At 70.0% G+C, this 22,887-nt stretch carries 26 protein-coding genes; 12 read left to right on the top strand and 14 right to left on the bottom strand.

Annotated elements, in window-relative coordinates; genetic code table 11:
- Positions 1-5 precede the first annotated feature (5 nt).
- The 3 genes from RN51_RS13665 to RN51_RS13655 all read left to right on the top strand — a co-directional run bounded on the left by RN51_RS13665 (position 6) and on the right by RN51_RS13655 (position 2,088).
- Positions 6-827: an EI24 domain-containing protein gene (locus tag RN51_RS13665; protein ID WP_045264592.1), complete on the top strand. Its 822-nt coding sequence runs from the start codon at positions 6-8 to the stop codon at positions 825-827.
- Positions 827-1,600: a DNA-formamidopyrimidine glycosylase family protein gene (locus RN51_RS13660; RefSeq protein ID WP_045264591.1), complete on the top strand. Its 774-nt coding sequence runs from the start codon at positions 827-829 to the stop codon at positions 1,598-1,600. Before RN51_RS13665 ends, RN51_RS13660 begins: the two co-directional genes overlap by 1 nt.
- An 80-nt stretch (positions 1,601-1,680) precedes the next feature.
- Positions 1,681-2,088: a DapH/DapD/GlmU-related protein gene (locus tag RN51_RS13655; protein ID WP_017829277.1), complete on the top strand. Its 408-nt coding sequence runs from the start codon at positions 1,681-1,683 to the stop codon at positions 2,086-2,088.
- 23 nt (positions 2,089-2,111) lie between these two features.
- Here RN51_RS13655 and RN51_RS13650 read toward each other — a convergent pair whose 3' ends face one another.
- Complete coding sequence (locus tag RN51_RS13650) at positions 2,112-2,771, bottom strand: LuxR C-terminal-related transcriptional regulator (RefSeq protein ID WP_045264590.1); 660 nt, start codon at positions 2,769-2,771, stop codon at positions 2,112-2,114.
- A complete protein-coding gene (locus RN51_RS13645) occupies positions 2,764-4,011 on the bottom strand; it encodes an ATP-binding protein (protein ID WP_045264589.1) in 1,248 nt (415 codons plus the stop codon). Before RN51_RS13645 ends, RN51_RS13650 begins: the two co-directional genes overlap by 8 nt.
- A 114-nt stretch (positions 4,012-4,125) precedes the next feature.
- Here RN51_RS13645 and RN51_RS13640 point away from each other — a divergent pair, with 114 nt between their 5' ends.
- From RN51_RS13640 to RN51_RS13625, 4 genes are read left to right on the top strand one after another with little or no spacing between them, the layout of a single operon-like run.
- Positions 4,126-5,715: a PspC domain-containing protein gene (locus RN51_RS13640; protein WP_045264588.1), complete on the top strand. Its 1,590-nt coding sequence runs from the start codon at positions 4,126-4,128 to the stop codon at positions 5,713-5,715.
- A complete protein-coding gene (locus RN51_RS13635) occupies positions 5,715-6,047 on the top strand; it encodes a hypothetical protein (protein ID WP_045264587.1) in 333 nt (110 codons plus the stop codon). The genes RN51_RS13640 and RN51_RS13635 overlap by 1 nt, the downstream gene beginning before the upstream one ends.
- Positions 6,048-6,057: 10 nt before the next feature.
- Positions 6,058-6,798, top strand: a complete 741-nt coding sequence (locus tag RN51_RS13630) for a substrate-binding domain-containing protein (protein ID WP_231579303.1) — start codon at positions 6,058-6,060, stop codon at positions 6,796-6,798.
- A gap of 40 nt (positions 6,799-6,838) precedes the next feature.
- Positions 6,839-7,555, top strand: coding sequence for a glutamine amidotransferase-related protein (locus tag RN51_RS13625; protein WP_045264586.1), 717 nt, complete (start codon positions 6,839-6,841; stop codon positions 7,553-7,555).
- Position 7,556: 1 nt separating this feature from the next.
- On the opposite strand, the gene RN51_RS13620 is transcribed toward RN51_RS13625, so the two are convergent.
- Together RN51_RS13620 and RN51_RS13615 are read right to left on the bottom strand one after the other, a co-directional pair.
- The gene (locus tag RN51_RS13620; RefSeq protein ID WP_045264585.1) at positions 7,557-8,027 is read right to left on the bottom strand and encodes a hypothetical protein; all 471 of its coding nucleotides are present in this window, start codon (positions 8,025-8,027) and stop codon (positions 7,557-7,559) included.
- On the bottom strand, positions 8,024-9,238 hold the full coding sequence (locus tag RN51_RS13615; protein WP_045264584.1) for a cation:proton antiporter: 1,215 nt from the start codon (positions 9,236-9,238) through the stop codon (positions 8,024-8,026). Before RN51_RS13615 ends, RN51_RS13620 begins: the two co-directional genes overlap by 4 nt.
- A 116-nt stretch (positions 9,239-9,354) precedes the next feature.
- Here RN51_RS13615 and purU point away from each other — a divergent pair, with 116 nt between their 5' ends.
- The gene (gene purU, locus RN51_RS13610) at positions 9,355-10,206 is read left to right on the top strand and encodes a formyltetrahydrofolate deformylase (RefSeq protein WP_045264583.1); all 852 of its coding nucleotides are present in this window, start codon (positions 9,355-9,357) and stop codon (positions 10,204-10,206) included.
- A gap of 134 nt (positions 10,207-10,340) precedes the next feature.
- Here the strand turns inward: purU and RN51_RS13605 are convergent, their stop codons facing one another.
- On the bottom strand, positions 10,341-11,387 hold the full coding sequence (locus tag RN51_RS13605) for an NAD(P)H-dependent flavin oxidoreductase (protein WP_045264582.1): 1,047 nt from the start codon (positions 11,385-11,387) through the stop codon (positions 10,341-10,343).
- A 145-nt stretch (positions 11,388-11,532) separates the two neighbouring features.
- Between RN51_RS13605 and RN51_RS13600 the strand changes: the two genes are divergently transcribed.
- Both RN51_RS13600 and RN51_RS13595 read left to right on the top strand, forming a co-directional pair.
- On the top strand, positions 11,533-11,805 hold the full coding sequence (locus tag RN51_RS13600; RefSeq protein ID WP_045264581.1) for a DUF6412 domain-containing protein: 273 nt from the start codon (positions 11,533-11,535) through the stop codon (positions 11,803-11,805).
- Between the two features lie 66 nt (positions 11,806-11,871).
- Positions 11,872-12,651: a YidC/Oxa1 family membrane protein insertase gene (locus tag RN51_RS13595; RefSeq protein WP_045264580.1), complete on the top strand. Its 780-nt coding sequence runs from the start codon at positions 11,872-11,874 to the stop codon at positions 12,649-12,651.
- Here RN51_RS13595 and RN51_RS13590 read toward each other — a convergent pair.
- The 3 genes from RN51_RS13590 to RN51_RS13580 all read right to left on the bottom strand — a co-directional run bounded on the left by RN51_RS13590 (position 12,623) and on the right by RN51_RS13580 (position 15,020).
- Positions 12,623-13,540, bottom strand: a complete 918-nt coding sequence (locus RN51_RS13590) for an EamA family transporter (RefSeq protein WP_045264579.1) — start codon at positions 13,538-13,540, stop codon at positions 12,623-12,625. The genes RN51_RS13595 and RN51_RS13590 overlap by 29 nt on opposite strands.
- A 134-nt stretch (positions 13,541-13,674) precedes the next feature.
- Positions 13,675-14,559 carry an SDR family oxidoreductase gene (locus RN51_RS13585; RefSeq protein WP_045264578.1) on the bottom strand — a complete coding sequence of 295 codons (885 nt, stop codon included), beginning with the start codon at positions 14,557-14,559 and terminating at the stop codon, positions 13,675-13,677.
- A gap of 113 nt (positions 14,560-14,672) precedes the next feature.
- On the bottom strand, positions 14,673-15,020 hold the full coding sequence (locus tag RN51_RS13580) for a hypothetical protein (protein WP_045264577.1): 348 nt from the start codon (positions 15,018-15,020) through the stop codon (positions 14,673-14,675).
- A gap of 186 nt (positions 15,021-15,206) precedes the next feature.
- Between RN51_RS13580 and RN51_RS13575 the strand changes: the two genes are divergently transcribed.
- Together RN51_RS13575 and RN51_RS13570 are read left to right on the top strand one after the other, a co-directional pair.
- Complete coding sequence (locus RN51_RS13575) at positions 15,207-15,686, top strand: hypothetical protein (protein ID WP_045264576.1); 480 nt, start codon at positions 15,207-15,209, stop codon at positions 15,684-15,686.
- A gap of 25 nt (positions 15,687-15,711) precedes the next feature.
- Positions 15,712-16,260 (top strand): CinA family protein, encoded by a 549-nt coding sequence (locus tag RN51_RS13570; protein ID WP_045264575.1) that lies wholly within the window; start codon positions 15,712-15,714, stop codon positions 16,258-16,260.
- Between the two features lie 58 nt (positions 16,261-16,318).
- Here the strand turns inward: RN51_RS13570 and RN51_RS13565 are convergent, their stop codons facing one another.
- From RN51_RS13565 to RN51_RS13540, 6 genes are all read right to left on the bottom strand, one after another.
- The gene (locus RN51_RS13565) at positions 16,319-17,407 is read right to left on the bottom strand and encodes an alcohol dehydrogenase catalytic domain-containing protein (RefSeq protein WP_045264574.1); all 1,089 of its coding nucleotides are present in this window, start codon (positions 17,405-17,407) and stop codon (positions 16,319-16,321) included.
- Positions 17,408-17,418: 11 nt separating this feature from the next.
- On the bottom strand, positions 17,419-18,126 hold the full coding sequence (locus tag RN51_RS13560; RefSeq protein ID WP_045264573.1) for a phosphonatase-like hydrolase: 708 nt from the start codon (positions 18,124-18,126) through the stop codon (positions 17,419-17,421).
- On the bottom strand, positions 18,123-19,262 hold the full coding sequence (locus RN51_RS13555) for a TIGR03364 family FAD-dependent oxidoreductase (RefSeq protein WP_045264572.1): 1,140 nt from the start codon (positions 19,260-19,262) through the stop codon (positions 18,123-18,125). The genes RN51_RS13560 and RN51_RS13555 overlap by 4 nt, the downstream gene beginning before the upstream one ends.
- On the bottom strand, positions 19,259-21,013 hold the full coding sequence (phnE, locus tag RN51_RS13550) for a phosphonate ABC transporter, permease protein PhnE (RefSeq protein ID WP_052674727.1): 1,755 nt from the start codon (positions 21,011-21,013) through the stop codon (positions 19,259-19,261). Before phnE ends, RN51_RS13555 begins: the two co-directional genes overlap by 4 nt.
- Positions 21,010-21,840 (bottom strand): phosphonate ABC transporter ATP-binding protein, encoded by an 831-nt coding sequence (gene phnC / locus RN51_RS13545; RefSeq protein WP_045264571.1) that lies wholly within the window; start codon positions 21,838-21,840, stop codon positions 21,010-21,012. The genes phnE and phnC overlap by 4 nt, the downstream gene beginning before the upstream one ends.
- Before the next feature lie 108 nt (positions 21,841-21,948).
- Positions 21,949-22,878 carry a phosphate/phosphite/phosphonate ABC transporter substrate-binding protein gene (locus tag RN51_RS13540; protein ID WP_045264570.1) on the bottom strand — a complete coding sequence of 310 codons (930 nt, stop codon included), beginning with the start codon at positions 22,876-22,878 and terminating at the stop codon, positions 21,949-21,951.
- Positions 22,879-22,887 lie beyond the last annotated feature (9 nt).

The raw sequence follows: 22,887 nt of genomic DNA, 5'->3' as shown, positions 1-22,887 counted from the left end.
AAGCCATGATCCGCGAGTTCGCCACCGGTATCCGCACACTGCTGCGCGGCTTCGGGCTGTGGCGCACCCGGCCGGGACTCATGCTGCTCGGACTGGTCCCCGCGATCATCGCATTGCTCCTGCTCGCTGCCGCGCTCGTACCGCTGATCATCGGCCTGCCGTCGGTCTCCACCTGGCTGACCCCGTTCGCCGAGGGGTGGCTCGAACCGTGGCGGGGCCTGCTGCGGTCGGCGGTGAGCTTCGTGATCGTCGCGGCAGCGCTCGCCCTGTCCAGCGTGGTCTTCAGCGCCCTCACCCTGACCATCGGCGATCCCTTCTACCAGCGCATCTGGCACGTGGTCGAGACCGACCTCGGCGCAGCTCCCCCGGCCGACGGCGGCAGCTTCTGGACCACTCTCGGTGAGGGACTCCGCCTGATTCTGCTCGGCATCCTGATCGCGATCGCCGTGCTCCTCATCGGTCTGATCCCTGCCGTCGGTGGGTTCTTCGGACCCATCGCCGGAGTCGTCCTGACCGGTCGGCTGCTGGCCCGAGAGCTCACCGGACGCGCCTTCGACGCGCGTGATCTCAGTCCTGCCCAGCGCGCCGCTCTTTTCTCGGGCAGCCGGGCACGAGTCCTCGGCTTCGGCGTCGCGACCCAGCTCTGCTTCCTGATCCCCGGTGGCGCCGTCGCGATCATGCCCGCTGCGGTGGCGGGTAGCACGATGCTCGCCCGCGACATGCTCGCACGCGCCGGAGCTGCCACTCCGCCCGCCGCTCCGCCCGTCACGTCGCCCGCAGCGTCGCCGCGCACTCCGCCGCCGCCCACTCCCCTCGGTACTCCCTGATGCCAGAGGGCGATACCGTCTTCCGCACGGCGAGGCGTCTCGACGAGGCCCTGGCCGGCACGGAAGTCACTCGATTCGACCTCCGGGTTCCGCGGTTCGCGACGCTCGATCTGACCGGCCAGCCGGTGCATGCCGTGATCCCCCGCGGCAAGCATCTGCTCATGCGCATCGGCGACAGCACGCTGCATTCGCATCTGCGCATGGACGGCGCGTGGTTCACCTATCGCCCCGGCGAGAAGTGGCGTCACCCCGCGTTCAAGGTGCGTGCGATCGTCGGTACACCGAAGAGCGAGGCCGTGGGCGTCGACATCGCGGAGATCGAGGTCGTCCCGACCCGCGACGAGGATGAACTCGTCGGGTACCTCGGGCCTGATCCGCTCGCCGATGACTGGGATGCGGCCGAGGCGGTCCGGCGGCTCGAGGCCGATGCCCGCAGCATCCACGTCGCGCTCCTCGATCAGCGCAACGTCGCGGGGTTCGGCAATGAGTATGCTGCAGAACTGCTGTTCCTCCGCGGAATCCTGCCGACCACACCGACGCCGGAAGTCGATGTCGTCGCCCTCCTCGACCTCGGCGTGCGCACGATCCGCGCCAACCGGGACCGCCGCCACCGCACCTTCACGGGCGTCGATCGCCCAGGTCAGGGCACCTGGGTGTACGGCCGCGCCGGGCGTCCCTGCCGACGCTGCGGCACCCTCATCCGACGGGGCGAGCAGGGCGCCGATCCGACCCGCGAACGCATCACCTTCTGGTGCCCCTCCTGTCAACGCTGACCACATCCATCCGCGGGAATGAATCCGCCGCTGTCGTGGTTGTTGATATATCCGGAGAACTCCGGAGCACGGGAGGAATCGTGGGCAAGAACTACGTCGACATCGAGAACGACCAGGGCGCGACGCTGCGGTATCGCAAGCACGCGAATGGCCGGGGTCTCGTCGCGCACGGCGCGAAGGTGCACCCGAAGGCACACATCGAGGCGGGTGCCTATATCGAACCGGGGGCGCGCGTCGGTGCCGGCGCGACCATCGCCCGAGGTGCCTGGATCGACGAAGACGCCGTGATCGGCGAGGGCGCGTTCGTGGACGCGCACGCGCACGTCGGACACGGCGCGGCGATCGGCGACCACGCCTACGTGGGCGTCCGCACCGACATCGGCGCCGGAGCGCGCATCGTGCGCGGCGCCAGGATCGGCGACGACGAGACCGTCGCCGCGGGACTCACGATCGCGACGGACCAGAAAGGGCTGTGGCTCGCGGCCTGAGCGACCTCACCCGAGCGGTGCGCTCACAACAGGCGCCGCTCGGAGGCCCATGCCGTGAGTTCGTGTCGTGAGGAGAGCTGCAGCTTGCGCAGCACCGACGACACGTGCGTCTCGACCGTCTTGATCGAGATGAACAGCTCTGACGCCACCTCCTTGTAGGCGTAGCCGCGCGCGATCAGGCGCATGACCTCCTGCTCCCGCGCCGAGAGACGGTCGAGCTCGTCGGTCGCGGTCGCGGTCTCGCCCGCGACCGCCCCGAAGGCGTCGAGCACGAAACCGGCAAGCCTCGGCGAGAAGACCGCGTCGCCCTCGGCCACGGCCCGCACCGCGCTGCTGACCTCGATGCCCGAAGACCCCTTGGTGATGTAACCCCTCGCGCCTGCGCGGATCACCCGCACCACGTCGGCTGCCGCGTCGGACACGCTCAACGCGAGAAAGCGGGCACCGGTGGGGGATGATCCTCGGATCACGGCCTCCCCTCCGGCCGCGTCCTCGCCGCTGCCGCCGGGCAGATGCACGTCGAGGAGCACGACATCAGGTCTCGTCTCGGCGATCACGGCGATCGCCGACGGCACATCAGCCGCTTCGCCCACCACTTCGAGGCCCGTGTCGAGGTCGGCACGGAGGCCGGAGCGGAAGATCGAATGGTCGTCGACGATCACGACGCGGATGCTCTCAGCCATGGTGCTCCTCCCGAGCAGCTGTCGGACGCGGCACCGAGCGCTCCTGGTGTGACGGCGTCATGATGCGCAGATGCACCTCGGTGCCGTTCTCGTCGCTGCGAACCCCTCCGCTGCCGCCTGCGCGGCGCATCCGTCCGATGATCGACTCACGCACGCCCAACCGATCGCTGGGCACGTCGTCGAGTCGGAAGCCCGCGCCTCGATCGCGGATGAACACATCGACGCCAGACGCGCTCCCCTCGATGTACACCGAGATCTCGCCGCCCGCGTGGCGGGCTGCGTTCAGGATCGCCTCCCTGGCGGCGGCTGCCAACTCCCCGCTCGCCCGCTCGGTCGACAGGCCGGCGGAGACCACGTCGATGCGCACCGGGTAGTCGAGCTCCAACGCACCGGCATAGTCGCGCAGGTCCGTCGGAAGATCGCTGTCGGCGGGAGCATCACCGTCGTACAGCCAGGCCCGCAACTCCCGCTCCTGTGCTCTCGCGAGGCGCGCGGCTTCGCTGGAAGCTCCCGCCCTGTTCTGGATCAACGCCAACGTCTGCAACACCGAGTCGTGCAGGTGGGCCGCCATCTGGCTGCGCTGCTCCTCGCGGATGCGACGCACGCGCTCACCGGACAGCTCACGCCACCGGGGGATCAACGACGAGGACACCACGCCTGCGAGCCCCGCCAGCGGGAGCAGCACCAGTGCCACGCCCGAGCGGGCAACCGGCCAGGACAGCAGGATCGCGAACAGCAGCGCCAGCAACACGATCGAGAGGACCCGGATACTCAGCGTGTGCCGGGGTCCACGCGCCGTGTCGGTGCGGTCGATCAGGGTCGCCCAGAGTCCGGCGCCGGTCGCGAAGGCCACCGTTGCGCCGACCACGACCGCAGCGATGTCTGCCGGGATCGCGCCGCTCAGCCAGTCGCTGCCGCCACGCCACCCCAGCACGATGAGCATTCCCACGGCCGCGGGAGCCAGCAGCAGCCAGGCCACGGGCATCCGTCTGGTCGGCGCGTCCTCCCCCTCTGCCCAGGGCGTGAACATCCAGCACCAGGCGTAGAGCAGCACCCCTGCACCGCCGCACAGCGCGAGGGCGATGAACAGAGCACGCACCATCCACGGCCGTGCGCCCAGGTGGCGTGCGAGTCCGGCACTGACACCGGCGACCAGGCAGTCGCGATCGCGGGTCAGCGACGGGCGCGGTGGAGCAGCGACGCGCGGAGGTCGCGCGGGAGCGTGCGCCGAAGAGGACATGTCGCCATCCAATCATCCGCGCCGATGCTCCGGGGGCTCCCCCGGCGAGAATCAGGGGTCGCTCAGGGGTTCCCCCCATGGCACAGCGCCCCGCGCCACCGCCAGGATCGAAGCATGACGATTCCGACTGCGCCTCCGCCCCCTGCCGATCCCGACGCTCCGGCCGTCGGCGATCCCGGCACGGGCATCCCGCGCGGCGCCGACCGCTTCTTGCTCTGGGTCGCCGGTCTCGGCGTCGCCCGCACCGAAGGCTGGCTGGGTGGTGTCGCCGCCGGGATCGCCGCCCGCCTGCGCATCGACCCGCTCATCGTGCGGGGCGTGCTGGTGGTCGCCGCGCTCTTCGGGCTGCCGGTGATCTTCCTCTATGCCGCCGCCTGGGCTCTGCTCCCCGATGTCGATGGGCGCGTCCACGTGCGAGACCTGCTGCGTCGCGATTACCAGCCCGTGCAGTGGGGCATCCTGGCGATGGCCGTGATCGGGTTGTTCCCGACTGCTCCGCTCGCCGGCCGCCTGTTCGGGCTCGGCTACGACGGCTGGTCGGCCCTCTCCCTCCTCAGCTGGATCGTCGGGCTCGCGCTCGTCGCCGGTCTGCTCTTCATGATCGTGCGTGCTGCCAGCCGCACCCCGGGCGCTTCCGCGTCTGACCTGCCGATGGCTTCCGCAGATCAGACGGCCCCGGCCGCGTCCGCTCCCCTCGTCGGTTCGGGTACCGCCGAGGGGGCGGACGCCACTCTCTCCGCCGAGGCGGACCTCGCCGCACACACGGTCGTGGAAGCCGACGCCGCGCACGAATCCATTTCGCTCACGCCGCCCGCGCCGCCGGTTCCACTGCCGCCCGGGTCGCAGGATCCCGCAGCCCTCGAAGCCTGGCGCGCCCAGCACGCCGCCTGGAAGGAACAGGATCAGGCGTGGCGTCGTCAGCAGCAGGACGTCGAACGAGCCGCCAGAGACCAGCTGCGCCGTGAGCGCCAGGCCGAAGCCGCCGTGTTCGCGTCGGAGGCGGCAGAGCGCCGACGCATCCGCCGCGCGTCGAACCCGCGAGCCGGGTTCCCGTTCGTGGCGACGATGCTGGGAATCGCGATCATCACGGGCGCTGCCGTGGGACTGGCGACCGGCGGAGGGATCCTCGGAGGGGCTCTCGGTCTCCTCGCCGCAGCGTTGATCCTCGCACTCGGGATGATCGTCGCCGGAGCGTTCCGTCGGCGCAGCGGTTTCCTGGCCTTCGTGACGGTGATCACCCTCGTCGGCGGACTCGTGGCCGGCGCGTTCTCGACGCTCCAGGGATTGACCTTCGGGTGGGCCTCCGTCACCAACAACCGGGAGCAGCACATCCGTCAGCCGTTCGGCGACCTCTCCGTCACCCTCTATCAGCACGACGGTGCGCCGCGACCGATCGTGATCGAGAAGTCCTCCGGGGGGACGTACATCTATGTCGATCCCGGCGTCGAGCTGCAGCTGCGAGCGACCGTGGACACGGCATCCGTGACCTGGACCCGCGTGGAGGGCGACTCGGGAGCGATCGTCGACTCCGGCACGTGGCGCGGCACGCGCGACGGAGGCGAGCGCGACGGAGATGAGACGGTGGTCGTGCAGAGCATCTCCGCCGACACCACCTCCCCGACGACCATCCAGCCGATCACCCTCGATCAGAACAGCGGTGAGATCTCCATCACCGTCGCCGAGCCCGCGAAGGAAGACCAGTGATGAGCGCTCCGACGATCGCCGAGACCCCCACCGTGCCCCGCACCGCCACCACCGCACCCCGCACCCGCTGGGCTGCGATCATCTGGGGCCTCCTGTTCGCCGTGATCGCGGCGACGGCCCTGTGGACGCTGGCAGACGCCGACCGCCGCGATGCGGTCACCGAAGCCCTGCTGGCCCTCACCCCGACGACCGCCGTCACGGTCGCGCTGCTGACCGTCGGTGTGCTGTTCCTGGTCGGCGGGGCTGCCGGGCTCGTCCGTCGCGCACAGCGGAAGCTCTCCGCCACCGGCCCTGCTGCGCTGACGGAGGTGCCTGGCATTCCCGCCGAGTAGCCTTGAAAGCATGGCGAACCAGGGAAGACGTCCCGCGAAGGGCACAGGCCGCGGAACACCGGTGCGCCGGAACAAGGCAGCCCCCGCTGAGCGGTATCCCCCGCAGAAGCCGAAGAAGCCGACCGCCAAGGTCGTCTTCGATGCCCCGCAACCCGAACCGGAGGCGCCGCGCACCTTCCGCCTGGGCGCTGTGCCTGGCGCGACCCCCGGCAAGTGGATCGATGCCTGGAAGCAGCGGATGCCGCATGTTCCGCTCGAGCTCGTGACGATCGACCCCAGCGCACAGCGCGATGCCCTCGACGAGGTCGATGCAGCGCTCCTTCGCCTGCCCCTCACCGACGAGTCGCTGCACATCATCCCCCTGTACGACGAGGTCCCGGTCGTCGTCGCAGCCGTGGATTCGCATCTGATGGCCGCGGAGCAGCTCACTGCGGCCGACCTCGAAGGCGAGGTCCTGATCGCACTGACCGACGACGTCCTGGGGTCTCCTGAGCTCCCGGGGACCGTCCCGGCAACCTTCGATCCCCTCCCCACCGACGAGGCGATCGCGACGGCGGCATCCGGCGTCGGGATCGTCGTCGTCCCGATGTCCCTCGCACGTCTGCACCACCGAAAGGACGCCGATCACCGCGTCCTCGCGCAGGGACCGACCTCGACCGTCGCCCTGGTGTGGCCGCGCGAGCGCACGACGGCCGACGTGGAGACTTTCGTGGGCATCGTCCGCGGTCGCACGGCGAACTCCTCGCGGTGACCGCATCGGCTCGGCCACGCGCGATCGTTAGAATCTCCTGATGGCCTCGCTTCTCTACGTCTGCGTGCGACCCGAGACCGGGGCGGCGGATGCCGAGCACGCCTCCTTCCGTCGGGCGCTGGGCGTCGATGTGGTCGACCGGCTCGATCTGCTGCACGGGGCGTTGCCGATCGAAAGCCTGCGGAACTATCGCGGCATCGTCGTCGGAGGTTCGCCGTTCAACGTCTCGGACGTGGTGAAGTCCGACGAGCAGCTTCGCGTCGAGGCCGACCTGCGCACGCTGGCCGACGCGGCGATGGCCGCCGAGGTCGCCGTGTTCTTCACCTGCTTCAGCATCGGCGTCGTGACCCGCATGCTCGGCGGCGAGGTGGTGACCGACACCCCGGAGCCTGCGAGCGCCACGGTCATCGAGACCACGCAGGCAGGCGCGGTCGACCCGGTGTTCGGGCCCAGCGGCTCCGCTCTGACTGTCTTCACCGCTCACAAGGAGAGCGCGGCGGCCACCCCTCCCGGTGCCGTGCTGCTGGCCACGAACGCCGCCTGTCCGGTGCAGGCGTACCGCGTGGGCACGCATCTGTACGCCGCGCAGTTCCACCCCGAGCCGACGCCTCGCGACTTCGCCGACCGGATGACTTTCTACCGCACCACGGGGTACTTCGACCCCGAGGAGTTCGACGCCGTGCAGCAGCAGGTGCTCGCGGCGTCGGTCACGGAAGGCGCGGCCCTGCTGCGCCGCTTCGCGGAGACCTTCGCCTGAGTCAGCCCGACGACGAGTCGCGGAGCAGTGGCACGCGTTCGCGCAGGTATGCCTCCAACGGCATGAATCCCCCCGCGGTGCTCCATCGCACGGAAGGCACGCCGTCGACCAGAGCGAGAGGACCGGACGAACCTCCGGCGTCCACGGCGTCGACGTCGATGACGCTCCACCCCACGTGCACGACATCGCCCTCGTCGAATCCTCCGCGCAGCGCCTCTGCCCTGCGTTCCGCCCGCTCCCGAGCCGACTCGGCGGTGTAGCCGCGACGGCCGGGATCTGCCGCACGCAGGACCTCGGCCGTCGCCAGCGCATGCGTCTCGGTCAGCAGCAGCACGCCCAGGTGCCACGCCTCACCGACGCGAACGATGCGACGCCCGCGCCAGCGGGAGTCTCTCTGCTCTCCGAGACCCTCCTTCGGGGCACCCCTCAGATCGTTCACGGCTTGCGTCAACTGAGCCGATGCGGTGGTCACAGTTCTCCCTGTCTCGTCTTGTCGGCCAGCTGCGGGCCCACGACCTCTGCGCGATCGCCGCGGAGCGTCATGCCGATCAGCGGATAGAGCAGCACCGAGAGCATGCCTGCCCCGACGAGCGCAGCGGCTGTTCCGGTGTCGAGCATCTTCTGATCCACACCGATGGCCGTGACCGCGACGATGATGGGCAGGCCTGTCGCGGCCAGCAGCCCGAGGGCGGCACGGTCTCGCACACTCGCCCCCGCCGGTGCCGAGAGCTGCGCAGCCGACCCACGGATCACGAGCAGAGCGATCAGGAAGATCGGGACCAGTCCCAGCGCCGTCGGCGAGGACAGCAACGCCTGCAGATCGAACGTAACTCCGGTATAGAGGAAGAAGATCGGCACGAGGAAGCCGAAGGCAATGGCCTCGATCTTGCTCTCGACCTCTTCCGCATCCTTCTTCGGCGCACGCGCCATGATGATGCGCCACACCGCTCCGGCGACGAAGGCCCCGAGCAGCATGTCCAGATCGAGCATGACGCTGAGCCCGACGAGTGCGGCGATGAGCAGGATCACGAAGCGCACGCCGAACTGATCCGAGGTGTGCAGCGTGGCGCGCACGATGCGGTGCAGTCGCCCGTGCGGCACCCGATGCGCCAGCAGCACCGCGAGTCCGGCGAGCACCACGAAGGTCAGCAGCACGGCCGTGGCGATGGGTGTCGTCCGAGTGCTCAGGAAGATCGAGATCGCGATGAGGGGCAGGAACTCGCCCACCGCGCCGATCGCGCTGATGGCACGGCCGAAGGGAGTGTCCAGCTCGCGGGCGTCGCGCAGGATCGGCATCAGCGTGCCGAGGGCGGTCGAGCTGAGCGCGATCCCGACCACCACCATCCCCTCCCCCGGCGCGAAGAAGAAACCGAGGCCGATACCGAGCAGCACACTGAGCAGCCACCCGAGGGACGCACGAGCGAGGGGCTTTCCCGCCACCGTCTTGAAGTCGATCTCCGTGCCTGCGACGAAGAACAGCAGCGCGAGGCCGAAGTCGCTGAGCTTCTCCAGCAGCGGTCCCGGTTCGACCCAGCCGAGCACGGCCGGTCCCACGAGGATGCCGAGCACGAGCTCGAACACCACGATGGGCACCCGGACCACCGGTCGCACGCCGCGTGCGAGAAGCGGAGCCGCCACGGCGAGCAGCGGGATCAGCACGAGGCCGAGATCACTCGCATTCATGCTCTCAGGGTAGGTGAGGGCGCTGCCGCGTGGGGGGAGGGCGCCGGATGATCTTTCGCGATTCGCCCGCTCGGCGCATCCACGGCAGAATCGATGCACACCCTCGAGGAGCCCCCATGTCTCAGCCCGATACCGCCCGCCTGCTCATCGCCTGCGACGACCAGCCCGGCATCGTCGCCGCCGTCGCCGGCGTGCTCGCTCAGCACGGCGCGAACATCATCTCGCTCGACCAGCACTCGACCGACTCCGAGGGCGGACGCTTCTTCCAGCGCACGGTCATCCACCTCGACGGTCTGGCAGCGGCGCGCCCGGCACTCGAAGCCGACATCGCGGCCGTCGCCGAGCGCTTCGGCATGGAGTGGTCGCTGCACGACGTGGCCCGCCGCAAGCGCGTCGCGATCTTCGTCTCGAAGTACGACCACTGCCTCATGGAGCTGCTGTGGCGCACACAGCGCGGACAGCTCGACATCGACATCACCATGGTCGTGTCCAACCACCCCGACCTGGCCGAGGCCGTGCGCTCGTTCGGCGTGCCGTTCGTCCACATCCCCTCCGGCGACAAGGCCGCGATGGAGGAGCGCCAGCTCGAGCTGCTGCGCGGGAACGTCGACCTCGTCGTGCTCGCCCGCTACATGCAGATCCTCACCGACGACTTCATCACGCGCCTCGAAGCTCCGGTCATCAACATCCACCACTCGTTCCTGCCCGCGTTCATCGGCGCGAACCCGTATGCCCGCGCCAAGGACCGTGGCGTCAAGCTGATCGGTGCGACAGCGCACTACGCGACGGCCGACCTCGACGAGGGGCCGATCATCGAACAGGACGTCACGCGCGTCACCCACTCCGAGTCGGCCGCCGAGCTGCAGAGCCGCGGTGCCGACGTCGAGCGTCTGGTGCTCGCCCGTGCCGTGCAGTGGCACGCCGAAGACCGCGTGATCGTGCACGGCAAGTCCACCGTGATCCTCTAGCCCGATCTTCCAGGACAGCGAGGTTCAGTCGCGGTCGCTCAGGATGTCGACCGCGAGCCCGTGGGAGCCCGCTGCCAGGCGTCGGTCATTCGTCCACAGTTCGGTGCAGCCCGCGATCTAGGAACAAGCGCTGGTCACCGTGCAGACGGGAGCCCCGCCACGAGCTCGGCGAGTACCTCGGACGCGGAGTCGTGGCGCACGAGAGGAGCCGCCTGCCCCATCCACAGCGACTGCAGCGCGCCCAGGTTCTGCTCCCCTGCCGCGGTGCGGAAGCGTCCGGTCAGCCAGTTCTGCATCGGGAAGGGAGCGATCGTGCCGCTCGCCTCGATGGCGCGCACGACGCGGTTGCGCGCCCCACGAGCCAGGCGCCCGCTCATGGCACGCGTGAGCACGGTCTCGTCGGCGGCAGTAGAACGGATCGCGTCGCGGTGCGCCGACGTCGCGGCCGACTCCGCGGTGGCGAGGAACGCCGTCCCCACCTGCACTCCCGCCGCGCCCAGCGCGAACGCCGCTGCCACCCCGCGACGATCGGCGACACCTCCCGCCGCGATCACGGGCACCCCAACCGCGTCGACCATCTGCGGCACCAGCGCGAACGTCCCGACCAGCGACTCCTCCGCTGAACGCAGGAATGAGACCCGATGACCCGCGGCCTCGGCGCCGCTCGCGACCACGGCGTCCACGCCCGCTGCCTCGAGCGCGACGGCCTCAGCCACCGTGGTCGCCGTGCCGACGATGAGGATGCCGCGGCGATGCGCCTCCTCGACCACATCGTCCGAGGGCACGCCGAACACCACGCTGAGCACGGCGGGCTCGATCTCCCAGATCGCCTCGAGCTGTTCGTCCAGCGTCGGGGTGTAGCGCTCCGGCCGGGCGGGGACGTCCACGCCCACGGCTTCGTAGAACGGCTGCAGCGCCTGGGCGAACACGGAGTGCTGCGGGTTGGGCTCGACCTCGTCCCCGGTCGGAAGCCAGACGTTCACGGCGTAGGGCCGGTCGGTCAGAGCACGCAGCTCTGCCCCGGTCGCACGGATGCGGTCGCCGTCGTAACCGTAGAGTCCGAACGACCCCAGCCCGCCCGCGTTGCTGACGGCGGTGGTGAGCGCGGTCGAGGAGAGCCCGCCGAACGGACCGAGGATGATCGGGTGCTCGATCCCGAGCAGGGCGCGAAGGTCACTCATGCTTCGAAGTTACGCCCGCGGGAGACCCCGGGGCCGCGTTCGAATCGCGCAACTGGTCGTATCCGGCGCCCGGATGGAACCAGTTGCGCGATTCGAACGCCACCCAGACCCCGGTGATACCCTCGTCGCAGGAAGGGGTGCGGGCATGAGCGAGTGGTTCGGGCAGATGCTGAGCTTCGTCGCGACCGCACTCGGCCTGGTCTCGATGCCCGATGCGACGGCTCTCGGCCTCGCGATCGCGCTGCTCGCCGTGACCGCCCTCACGCTCGCCATCGTGTTGAGCGTGCGCCCCGAGACCGCGGCCGGCTCCCCGCATCCGTTGCGGGCCATCGACGTGGGAACCCTCCTCACACAGAGCGATCCTGATGCCGCTGGGCATCCGCGCCCGCGGGCGCCGGGAGTCGCGATCGCCGCGTAGTCCGTTCACACGACGGGACCGCGCGGCCTTCGCCGACCCTTCCCGACACCATGAACGGACACCCCATTGGACATCTTCGCCTTCCCCCCACTCGCCGCCCTCCTCGACGCCGCATACGGCGCCATGACCGGGCTCTCCGACCTCCTCACCCCTCTCGCCGGCGCCTCGGCGGCTGCTCTCGCCGTGGTGCTCGTCACCCTGCTCGTGCGGGCGCTGCTCATCCCCGTCGGCATCTCCCAGGCCAAGGCCGAGCAGACCAGAGCGCGCCTCGCCCCGAAGCTGCGTGAGCTGCAGCGTCGCCACAAGAAGAACCCCGAGCGCCTGCAGAAGGAGACATTAGCGCTGTACAAGGCCGAGAACACGTCGCCGTTCGCAGGGATGCTCCCGGTGCTGGCGCAAGCGCCGGTGGTCGGCATCCTCTATACGCTGTTCCTGCGCCCCGAGATCGCCGGGCATCCGAACGAGCTCCTCGCCCACGACCTGTTCGGCGCCCCGTTGGGCACGAGCCTGGTCTCCGCGCTCTTCGGCGGTACGGCCGCACCCGCCACGTTCCTGGTGTTCGGGGTGCTGCTGGCGATCATGGTCGCGGTCGCCGAAGTCACCCGCCGCGTGTTCCGTCCGACGCCGGTCGAGGGCGACGACTCGCCACTCAACTCTCCCGCGATGCTGCGCGTCGTCTCGGCGATGCACTACCTGACCGCTGTCTTCGCCGCGTTCGTGCCTCTCGCCGCCGCGCTGTACCTCACGGTCACGGTGGTCTGGACGCTCGCGCAGCGCGTCATCCTGCGCCGCCGCTTCCCGCTGCCGACGCCCGCTGTCAGTCGGGCAGCGGTATCGGCGCGGTGAAGGGACCGGAGGGGCCGCCGTCTCGGCGGTCCCTCCGCACGCCGAGCGTGGTGCCGACGCTCGCGGCGATCACGAGAGCGATGGCGAGCATGCGCAACGGCGTCGCGTCCTGTCCGAGGATGAGCCACCCGGCGAGAGTGGCGAAGGCGGGCTCCAGACTCAGCAGCACCCCGAAGACCCGCTGCGGAAGCCGCCGCAGCGCGGCGAGCTCGAAGCTGTACGGGATGACCGACGAGAGCACCGCGGTGATGGCCGCGAGCAGCAGGAGCTGCGGGTCCATCGCCACGGTCGACGCGGCGGGGATGCCGACCGGGATCAGGAGCACGGCCGCGACCACGAGCCCCATCGCCAGCCCGCTGCTGCCGGGGATGAGCGCGCCGACGCGGGCGCTCATCCGGATGTACATCGCCCAGAAGGCGGCGGCGATGAGGATGAACACGACCCCGAGCGGATCGAGCGGCTCGGCTCCGATCAGGCCGTCGATGCCGAGGACGATCATGCCGAGCAGCGCGACGGCGACCCAGGCGAAATCCCTCAGCTTCCGGGTGAGCAGAGCGGCGAGCACGAGCGGTCCGAGGAACTCGATCGCGACGGCGGGGCCCAGCGGGATGCGATCGATCGCGGCGTAGAAGAATCCGTTCATCGCGGCGAGCGAGACGCCGAAGAGCACAGCAGCGAGCCACTGCGGGCGCGTCCACTTCCCCGGACGCGGGCGCACGATCACGACGAGCAGCACCGCTGCGATCGCCACCCGCAGCGAGGTCACACCCCACGGTCCGAGCAGCGGGAACAGCTGGGCTGCGACAGCGGCGCCGAAGGGCAGCGAGAGGCAGGAGCCGATGACGAGTGCGACCCCCACGAGGGGACCGGACGCGGCGGGCTTCTGCACCAGACAAGCTTAGGCGGCGCCCCTGCTTCAGCCCGGCGTCGAGACCCATCGTGCCTGTCGAGACCCACCGTCGAATGCGCAGCGACGCGTGGGTCTCGGCGACGACGATGGGTCTCGACGGGGTCTCGCGCGGATCAGAGGTGCTTGCCGCCCGTGACCGCGATGACGGATCCCGACGTGTACGAGGACTCGTCCGACGCCAGGTACACATACGCTCCGGCGAGTTCCGCGGGTTGCCCTGCACGCCCGAGCGGGGTGTCCGCACCGAAAGTCGCCAGGCGCTCGGCGTCCCAGCCCGTCGCGGGGATCAACGGTGTCCAGATCGGACCGGGGGCCACGGCGTTGACTCGGATCCCCTTCGGCCCCGCCTCCTCGGCGAGCGCCTTCACGAACGCCACCTGTGCCGCCTTGGTCATGGCGTAGTCGATCAGACCCGGCGAGGGGTTGTAAGCCTGCACCGACGCGGTCACGATGATGCTCGCACCGGGTTCGAGGTCGGGGTAGGCCGCTCGCGCCGAGAACAGCAGGCCGGCCAGGTTCGTGTCGAAGACCCGGCGCATCCGCTCGGTCTCCAGCGACGCGAAGCCGTCGATGTCGTGCTGGTAGCCCGCGTTGAGCACGAGCACGTCGAGCCCGCCCAGCTCGCTCCTCGTCTTCGCGACGATCTCGGTCGCGAATGTCTCGTCGCGAAGGTCTCCCGCGAAACCCACTCCGGTGCGGCCGGTCTCGCGGACCAGGGCGAGCGTGTCCTCTGCGTCGTCCTGTTCCTCGGGCAGATGTGCGATGGCGACGTCTGCACCTTCACGGGCGAACGCGATCGCGACGGCACGGCCGATGCCCGAGTCGCCGCCCGTGATCAGGGCGCGACGGCCTTCCAGACGGCCGTGGCCGACGTAGGTCTGCTCGCCGTGGTCGGGTTCCGGTCGGGTATGTTCCGTCAGGCCAGGCTGGTCCTGGTGCTGCTCGGGGAATCCGTCCTCGCGATGCGCGTGCCGGGGGTCGGTGGTGTCGTCGGTCATGGCGATCCTCCTCGTCTCGTGGAACGTGTCGTCGTATGAGCGACTCTCCCCGACGACTGCCCTCGCGTCACGGGGGTTGACAGGTCCGCGGCGCGTGCGGGGCATCCCGATGATCAGACCGGAGGGGTGACGGGCACCTCCTCGGTTCCCGGCTCCGAGCCCGATTCCGCGGGCTCGGGCACGAGGTACAGCCCGCTCGGCGCGTTCGCGGTGAAGGCGAGTGCCTCGATCCACGCACGGTTGATGGAGGGCTGACGGCTGCCGAAGTACTTGAAGACCAGGGCGCTGCCGGGCTGGATCCACACCGTGGTGCGTCCGCCGCCCACGCTGGTGTCTTCCTTCCAGCTGAACGGGAAGGGCTCACCACGGCGCAGCTTGGCGGTGATGACGAGCTGCAGGTGGGTGAGCGCTCGGTCCTCGATCTCGGTCTTCACGCTGCCTTCGTAGACGAACTTTCCCATGCGGTACTCCTCTGTCGTGGGGGGGGGACGACGGCTGCGACCCATTGTTCCCCAAACAGCCGACGGCCACACAGTCCCTCGGTTGGCGGATCTGATGCCGAGTCGCCGCAGCGAAGTCAACCCCCTCGGCGAGATCTCGACGCGCGCATAATCTCGACCCAGTCGACCCTTGAGGAGAGCACTGCCATGAACGATCGACACATCGATGACCGCCCGGACGAGGGCAACACCCCCGGTACCACGCACGCGTCATGGGGCGCGGGAAACCCCCGTCTGCGGATCACCAGGGACGACGAGCGCACCGAATTCGCGCTCGAAGACGACGTCGTCAGGGTCGGTTCCGCGGCGGGAAACGAGCTGCGCCTGGCCGATACGGATCCGGTGCACGCGACGATCACGCACGACGACCGCGACGAGTATGTGCTGACTCTGCACGGCGAGGGCGAGACGAACGCGAGCCTCGGCGTGGACGCGACGCATGCGGACGAGAACTCCGAGACGCTGCGCACGGGCGCGCACTTCACGGCGGGTCCGTGGACCCTGGTGTTCGCGCGTGACGAGTTCGCCGACCACGGACGCCCGTACGGCGGGCGCGCTGGCGGGGAGTACTCGGACCAGCCGCTGCAGCCGCCGCGTCCCGACTACGACGAGAGCGAAGAGCGATGACACTCGAGAAGGGACGCTCGTCCCGGTGACCGCTCTCGACCCCCACGACACGGATACGCACAGCCACATCGTGCGGTTGAGTGAGCTCTCCTCCGAGCGGGAGCTCCGCATCGGAGTGGCCGAGTCCCTGACCTCCGGGATGCTCGCGGACACGATCGGCGCCGGTGAGGGTGCCTCCGGGTGGTTCGCGGGAGGGATCGTGGCCTACTTCACCGACGTGAAGGAGCGGGTCCTGGGGCTGACCCCGGGAACGGATCCCTGCTCTGCCGCCTGCGCCGAGCAGCTCGCCGCCGGGGCGCGGACCCTGTTCGACGTCGACCTCGCCGTGTCGACCACCGGCGTGGGCGGCCCCGAGCCCCAGGGCGGACATCCCGCGGGAACCGTCTACCTGGGCTGGGCCACGGCCGATGACGTGGGCCACCGCCGACTCGCACTGGTCGGCGACCCGGAGGAGGTGCTCGCGGCGACCGTCGATGCGGCCATCAGCCTGCTGGCCTTCCACGCCGAAGGACTGCGGCCCGCGGGTCCGCGGCGCGGTCGGGAAGACCTCGGCGAGGACCCTCGTACGACCTGAGTCCGACGCCTCACCGGCCACCGCGGGCTTGCGGGCATAGGCCCCACGGGCAGCGGGCTCACTGGCTCGGGACGAGTCCGATCCGCAGGGGCGCGTGCGCCGTGGCGGCCTCGAGCAGTGCCGCATCGATCTCGGCGAGCGGCCGCACCACCCCCACGGCGTCGGCGAAGGGATAGGCGCGGCCTCGACCGGCGAGGAACGCCACGGCCTCCGCCAGCTCTGCTCCCGTGTAGTTGTGGATGCCCGCGACGGTGACCAGCCGGCGCACGATGCTCTCGGCGTCGAAAGGCACCGGGTCCGCAGGGAACACGCTCCCGACGAGCACGACCGTCCCGCCGACCGCCACGCCGGCGAGTGCTTCCTGCACCGCATGCCCCGACGCCTCGATCACGACATCGGGGTCCCTGTCGATGCGCGTCGCTCCGAACCGTGCGGCCAGGGCGCGTCGATCGGCGTTCGGGTCCCGCACCTCGACGATCGCTCCCTGTTCGGCGGCGATGGCTGCGGCGGACAGCCCGACCAGACCCGCGCCGTGGATCCGCACGGAGGCGCCGTCGAGGTCGTGGTCCTTCGCCGCTCGAGCGACCGCGGCCCAGGCGGTCGCCGTGGCGCACGAGGCGGGGGCGAGCACCGCAGCGGGGAGCGCTTCGGGAACCCGGACGATCGCCGTCCCCTCCCGCAGCTGCACGTGGCTCGCGAACGCTCCGGTGAGGTCGCCGTGGGCCCCGACGCGGTCGTGCCCGTACTTCCCCAGCTCACGACACTTCTGCGGCAGCCCTCGCAGACAGCGGTCGCAGCTCGCACACGACACGGTCACCGACCAGACCACGCGATCGCCGATCCGCAACGGGGTGCCGTCGACGGTCCGCGCCCCGGTGTCTCCGGTGGCGATCACCCGGCCGACGCTCTCATGCCCGAGCACCAGGGGCGTCGGGGCGGAGCGCCTCCCCTGCACCGTGTGCACATCGGAACCGCAGATGGTCGACATCTCGACCGCCACGAGTGCGTCCCCGTCCGCGAGAGCCACTCCCGGCACGGCGATCGTCTCGTGCGGATGGCCCTCGCCCACCCAGACCATCGCGGTGGCTGCCGGGCGCAGCGCGACGTCTCTCCGGTGGCCGGGCGGACGGATCAGCATCGTTCCCATGTCACGGTCTCTCAGGAGGCGGCGACGAGGGGGAGCAGTTCGCGCTGGCCCAACGCACCCCGCAGCGCGGTCACATCGCTGAGCACGGCATCCGCCCCGGCAGCGCTCAGCGCCGGACGATCGTGCGCGCCGGTGAGCACGCCCGCGACGTATCCGGCACCGGCTCGACGGCCGGACCGGACATCGCTGACTGTATCGCCGGCGACCGCGACCGCCTGCACGGACGAGGTCTCCGTGCGCAGGAGCGCCATGAGCACGAGGTCGGGCGCAGGGCGCCCCCGTCCGGCATCGATCGGCGACAGGGCGAGATCGACGAGGTCGTGCCAACCGAGTCCGTCGAGCAGGGCGTCTCGGGTCACCGGGGCGAAGCCGGTGGTGAGCGCGACCTTCAGCCCGGCGTCCTTCAACCCCTGGATCGCATCGGCGGCCCCGGGGATCTCGGAGACGCCCTGCTCCGCGACGATCTCGGCGTACGCACCCTCGAAGGCGGCCGTGGCACGTGCTGCGGCCTCGGCGTCTCCGCCGGAGAGGTGCGTGAAGACATCGATCTTCGACTGCCCCATGGTCACGCGCACATGGTCGAGCGCCTCGTCCCACGGCATCCGGTCGGCGACGCCCGTGCGCTCGGCCGCACGCTGGAAGGCCTGCTCCACGACGCCGTCGTCGAGCACCGTGGTCCCTGCCATGTCGAGAACGACGAGTTCGAGAGGAGTGGTCATGATGTTCCTTCCATTGCTGCCGCCCACCCGAAGGCTGCGGCGAGGTTCTCTTCGGCGAGTCCGAGGCCCGTGGTCATCCCGATGCCGGTCGTCGCGGCGAGCACCAGCACACCGTCGTCACCCCGGTCGATCAGGAAGTCCCGCGGACCCTTCGCGTACACGCCCTGCCAGCGCTCGATCACACGCGGTGCCGGTGCGTCGAACAGCGCCTCGGCCTCGTCGAGGAACGCGGTGAACGCGGCTTCGGGTTGGAACGGCGCCGGGGCGACCGCCGTGGCGTGCGAGTCTCCGATGATGAGCGTGCCGTCGGGGAGCTGCGTGTACATCTGGTTGAGGTCGATCGCGGCGAGATCGGGCCGCTCGGCGTGCAGACGCTCGCGCAGCGCACGGGCCTCGGGGCCGTCCGAGAACCGGCCGTAGCGCACCAGCGACCAGCCGGTGAGCAGGGGCGCCGCGAGCGGACGCGGGAACGACACCGCCGCCCGCATCATGTCGAGCGCGCACCGCACCACCCCGTGCCTCTCGGCGACCTCCGGGAGCAGCTGGTCGATGTCATGGTTCACGGCGACGACGACGCTCCCGCAGGCGATCGGCCCGCGCGACGTCTCCACCCGCTCCGCCCCCACAGCGGTCACCGCGGTGCGGAAGCGGAAGTCGACGCCCAAGGCGACCAGGTGGCGCACGATCGCGTCCGCCGCGGTGCGTGGATGCGTCTGCAGATCGGTCTCGATGTGCGCACCTCCGACGATCCCCTCGGCACGGAGCGGGGCCGACCTCAGGAGTTCCGCGGCTTCGAGCATGCGGATGCCGCCCTCACGGGATGCCGTCTCCAGCACGGCGAGCTCGTCATCGTGTCTGGCGGCCACCAGCGTGCCCGACTCTCGCAGCCAGAATCCCGCATCCTGCGAGAGACGCAGCCACAGGTCGCGCGACAGGTCGGCATAGCGCCGCGCCTCGCCGCCCTGCGCGCCGATGCAGAGGTGTCCGAAGTTGCGGATCGTCGCACCGACTGGTGCTGCGGTGCGGTCGACGACGATCACGCGCAGCCCGCGCCGAACCGCCGCGTATGCCGCGCCGAGGCCGACGATGCCGGAACCGACGACGACCACATCCGCCGTGTCGAGAGGGCGGTTCATCGGAACACCTTCCGCATCCACATGGCGAGACCTTCGACCACGAGCACGGTGGCGAGGATCATCAGCACGATCGCCGTCACTGTCTCGTAGCGGGAACCCTGGCTGGCATTGAGCAGGTAGTAGCCGACCCCGCCTCCGCCGACGATGCCGAGGATGGTCGCGGCACGGATGTTCGTGTCGAGCATGTAGAAGCTGTGCCCGATGAGAGCCTGCATGCCCTGCGGCATGGTCGCCGAGGCGTAGGTCTGCAGCCGTGTCGCACCGACCGCTCGCAGTGCGCGCTCCGGTCCGCGATCCACCTCTTCGAACGAGTCGGCGATGAGCTTGCCGAGCAGCCCGATCCCGCCGATGGCGAGCGCGATGACGCCCGCCTGCGCCCCGAGACCGGTGATGACGACGAGCACGATCGCGAGGATCAGCTCGGGGATGCCGCGGATACCGACGAGCAGCAGTCGTGCGGTCCCTCTGGCTCCGGGGTTCGGCGCGACGTTGCGCGCGGCGAGAGAGCCGAGCAGCAGCGACGGGAGCAGGGTGAGCACGGTCGCGGCGAGAGCGATCGCGACGGTCTCGCGCATCGCCTGGAACATGGCGCTCGCATCGTAGTTGCCGAACGAGGGGGGCCAGAAGCGCGCCGCAACCTCGGGCAGCTTGGCCCAGAACGTGATGAGGTCCATCCAGTTGATCTGGCTGACGAGCACGCTGCCGATCACGACGAGCACGGCGACGACGCCGGCGGTGGTGTGCCGGATGCGCTGCGCCGTCCAGGGGCGGCGCACGGCGGTCTCCGGGCTGGTCGCCCAGGCCGGGCGCTCGACCTGGGTGGACGCCGCGTGCGTACCGAGGCGTGGATGCAGGATCCGGTCGATCCAGGAGCGGGTGTGCTTCTGCTCGCCGAGCATCGCTCCGCGCACCATGCTCGAGACGATCTCCATCGCCACGCACAGGATGAAGATCACGAGGGCGATGCCGAGGCCCTTGCCGTAGTTGAGTGACTTGAACGCGTACGACATCTCGAGGCCGAGGCCTGCCACGCCGACGTAGCCGAGCACCACGCTGCCGCGCAGGTTGATGTCGTTGCGGTGCAGCACGGTGGCCACCCAGCTGGGCAGCACCTGCGGCAGGATGCCCGACGTGAACTCCTGCATCTTCGATCCGCCTGCCGCACGGATGGCGAGACGCGGCCCTTCGTCGATCTGCTCGATCGCGTCGGCGAACATCTTCGAGATCATGCCGATGGAGTGGATGCCGATGGCCAGGATTCCCGGAAGCGTGCCGAGCGAGAACATCAGCACGAACGCCATGGCGAGCACGACATCGGGGAGGGCGCGGGTGAGGACGCCGATGAACCGCGCGACGGCACGCCACCCGTTGCCTGGCGTGGTGTTGGAGGCGGCGAGGTACGCGATCGGCACGGAGAGCACGGCGGCGAGCAGCGTCCCCACGAGCACGAGGCCCACCGTGAGGGCGATCAGCCAGGCGAGGTCTCCGGGGGCGGGGAAAGTGAGGCCGCCGACGCGAGCCATGAAGTTCTCGGCGTTGCCCCAGCTCTGCACCATCGCCGGGATCGAGATGTCGACGTCGCGCACCGCGAGGATGCCGAGCACCACGAGCGCGAAGAGCGTCAGGGTCGCCGCGATCCGTTCCGGCGAGACCGGGCGCTTGGGGGCGCGGTCGGCGACGCCGGGTCCGCCGCCCCGAGGGATCCCGCCGCCGCGAGTGAGGGCATTCGTGGATGCGTCCAACGCGGTCATGACGCGGCCACCTGCGCAGCCGCCTCGACGAGCTCTTCCTGCACGGCACGGATCTCGGCGGTCGTGGTGGCGACGCGCCCGTAGATCTCCATGACCTCGGCCTTGGTGAGGTCACCGGTCGGAGTGTCGAGCACCACTTCGCCGTGGCGCAGACCCACGATGCGGTCGGCCCAGGAGATCGCGAGATCGACCTGGTGCAGGCTGCACACGACCGTGAGTCCCTCGTCGGCGGCGATCTCGCGGATGAGGGCCATCACCTGTTCGCTCGACTCCGGATCGAGCGAGGCCACCGGCTCGTCGGCCAGCAGGATCGCCGGCTTCTGCATGAGCGCTCTGGCGATGGCCACGCGCTGCTGCTGTCCGCCCGAGAGCGTGTCGCTGCGCTGGTAGGCACGGTCGAGCAGGCCGACGCGGTCGAGGTGTTCGAGTGCGGTGAGCTTCGACGCGCGGGGGTATCCCCAGAGGCCGAGTCGGGGACCGCGCACGCCCGAGAGCGACCCGGTGAGCACGTTCTCGAGCACCGTGAGAGAGGGAACCAGCTCGAACTGCTGGAAGATGAATCCGACACGACTGCGGAGGTCGCGCAGCGCCCTGCCCTTCAGGGCCGGCACCTGCGATCCCAGCACCTCCACCGAGCCGGCAGTGGGGATCTCGAGCCCGTCGAGGTGGCGCAGCAGGGTGGACTTCCCCGAGCCGGAGAGGCCGAGGAGCACGACGATCTCGCCGCGGGACACCTCGAGGGAGGCATCCTTCAGTGCAGTGGTGGTCCCGAAGGTCTTCGTCACGCCGTCGAGGCGGATGAGGGCGTCGGATGCCGAGGCGGTCATGTCGTAGCTCCTGTGTGTCGTGGGTCGTGCGGTGGTGCCCTCCGGCCCGCCCGCGGGGAGGCGGACGAGCCGGAGGGCGCCGGGTGAGGCGAAGGGGTCAGGCCGGGCTCAGCCCTGGCACTGCTCCGCTTCGGTCTCCTTGCAGATGTCGCGGATCAGGTCGTAGTAGGCGTCGTCGACCGGCTTCGTGGCGTAGAAGACGCTGCGGAACGCGTCGGTGTCCGCTCCGTCGATGCCGGCGGCGATGATGTCGTCGATCGTGATCTCGGAGAGGCCGTCGATGAGCTTCTTCGAGACGTCGTCCGGCAGCGTGGACGAGTAGACCAGCGGCGCGCCGGGAACCATCGTCTCGTCGATGACCTTCACCTTGTCCGACTTCTCCACCTCAGAGTCCTCGGCGAAGCCCGCCTCGCACTCGACCCCCTCGCCGACCTTGGTGACGCTGACGTCGTGCTTGCCCGCGAACACGGGCGTGATGTCGGTCTTGGGGTCGATGCCGGCCTTCAGCAGGTTGTAGGTCGGGAACAGGTAGCCCGAGGTGGAGGACGGGTCGACGAAGCAGACCTTCTTGCCCTTGAAGTCCTCGATGCTCTTGATGTCGCTGCCCGCGGGGACGATCGCCTGCGAGAAGTAGCCGGGTTCCTGGCCCTCTTCCGTGACGATCGAGGAGATCGGGGTGAGCTTGGCGCCGTTGTTGGTGGCCGTGACGTAGGTGAAGCCCGAGAACGAGGCGACGTCGACCTTGCCGGCGACCGCAGCCTCGATGAGCGCGGCGTAGTCGGTGGACTCGTGGTACTCGACCGTCTTGCCGGTGACCTCGGCGATGTAGTCCATGAGCGGCTGGTAGTTCGTCTCGGTGTCGACCGAGTCGGGAACCACGCCGAAGACGAGCGTGTTCTCGTCGACTGCGAATCCGCTGGCGGAGGACGACGCGTCGGCGCCGGGGGTGCCGGAGGCGTCAGCGGAGCCGGAACAGGCGGCGAGGCCGAGGGCGAGGAGCGCGACGCCGGCAAGGGCGGGGAGAGCGCGAAGCTTCATGAGGACCTT

It is taken from the genome of Microbacterium oxydans, from assembly GCF_000956405.1.
Classification (GTDB): Bacteria; Actinomycetota; Actinomycetes; order Actinomycetales; family Microbacteriaceae; genus Microbacterium; species Microbacterium oxydans_C.
This window is presented reverse-complemented; position numbering and strand designations above follow the sequence as displayed.

What these genes read in the sequence shown, in the direction of transcription:
- RN51_RS13665 (WP_045264592.1), top strand. Translation starts at nt 6, where the DNA reads ATGATCCGCGAGTTCGCCACCGGTATCCGCACACTGCTGCGCGGCTTC.
- RN51_RS13660 (WP_045264591.1), top strand. Translation starts at nt 827, where the DNA reads ATGCCAGAGGGCGATACCGTCTTCCGCACGGCGAGGCGTCTCGACGAG.
- RN51_RS13650 (WP_045264590.1), bottom strand. Translation starts at nt 2,771, where the DNA reads ATGGCTGAGAGCATCCGCGTCGTGATCGTCGACGACCATTCGATCTTC.
- RN51_RS13645 (WP_045264589.1), bottom strand. Translation starts at nt 4,011, where the DNA reads ATGTCCTCTTCGGCGCACGCTCCCGCGCGACCTCCGCGCGTCGCTGCT.
- RN51_RS13640 (WP_045264588.1), top strand. Translation starts at nt 4,126, where the DNA reads ATGACGATTCCGACTGCGCCTCCGCCCCCTGCCGATCCCGACGCTCCG.
- RN51_RS13635 (WP_045264587.1), top strand. Translation starts at nt 5,715, where the DNA reads ATGAGCGCTCCGACGATCGCCGAGACCCCCACCGTGCCCCGCACCGCC.
- RN51_RS13630 (WP_231579303.1), top strand. Translation starts at nt 6,058, where the DNA reads ATGGCGAACCAGGGAAGACGTCCCGCGAAGGGCACAGGCCGCGGAACA.
- RN51_RS13625 (WP_045264586.1), top strand. Translation starts at nt 6,839, where the DNA reads ATGGCCTCGCTTCTCTACGTCTGCGTGCGACCCGAGACCGGGGCGGCG.
- RN51_RS13615 (WP_045264584.1), bottom strand. Translation starts at nt 9,238, where the DNA reads ATGAATGCGAGTGATCTCGGCCTCGTGCTGATCCCGCTGCTCGCCGTG.
- purU (WP_045264583.1), top strand. Translation starts at nt 9,355, where the DNA reads ATGTCTCAGCCCGATACCGCCCGCCTGCTCATCGCCTGCGACGACCAG.
- RN51_RS13605 (WP_045264582.1), bottom strand. Translation starts at nt 11,387, where the DNA reads ATGAGTGACCTTCGCGCCCTGCTCGGGATCGAGCACCCGATCATCCTC.
- RN51_RS13600 (WP_045264581.1), top strand. Translation starts at nt 11,533, where the DNA reads ATGAGCGAGTGGTTCGGGCAGATGCTGAGCTTCGTCGCGACCGCACTC.
- RN51_RS13585 (WP_045264578.1), bottom strand. Translation starts at nt 14,559, where the DNA reads ATGACCGACGACACCACCGACCCCCGGCACGCGCATCGCGAGGACGGA.
- RN51_RS13580 (WP_045264577.1), bottom strand. Translation starts at nt 15,020, where the DNA reads ATGGGAAAGTTCGTCTACGAAGGCAGCGTGAAGACCGAGATCGAGGAC.
- RN51_RS13575 (WP_045264576.1), top strand. Translation starts at nt 15,207, where the DNA reads ATGAACGATCGACACATCGATGACCGCCCGGACGAGGGCAACACCCCC.
- RN51_RS13565 (WP_045264574.1), bottom strand. Translation starts at nt 17,407, where the DNA reads ATGGGAACGATGCTGATCCGTCCGCCCGGCCACCGGAGAGACGTCGCG.
- RN51_RS13560 (WP_045264573.1), bottom strand. Translation starts at nt 18,126, where the DNA reads ATGACCACTCCTCTCGAACTCGTCGTTCTCGACATGGCAGGGACCACG.
- RN51_RS13555 (WP_045264572.1), bottom strand. Translation starts at nt 19,262, where the DNA reads ATGAACCGCCCTCTCGACACGGCGGATGTGGTCGTCGTCGGTTCCGGC.
- phnE (WP_052674727.1), bottom strand. Translation starts at nt 21,013, where the DNA reads ATGACCGCGTTGGACGCATCCACGAATGCCCTCACTCGCGGCGGCGGG.
- phnC (WP_045264571.1), bottom strand. Translation starts at nt 21,840, where the DNA reads ATGACCGCCTCGGCATCCGACGCCCTCATCCGCCTCGACGGCGTGACG.
- RN51_RS13540 (WP_045264570.1), bottom strand. Translation starts at nt 22,878, where the DNA reads ATGAAGCTTCGCGCTCTCCCCGCCCTTGCCGGCGTCGCGCTCCTCGCC.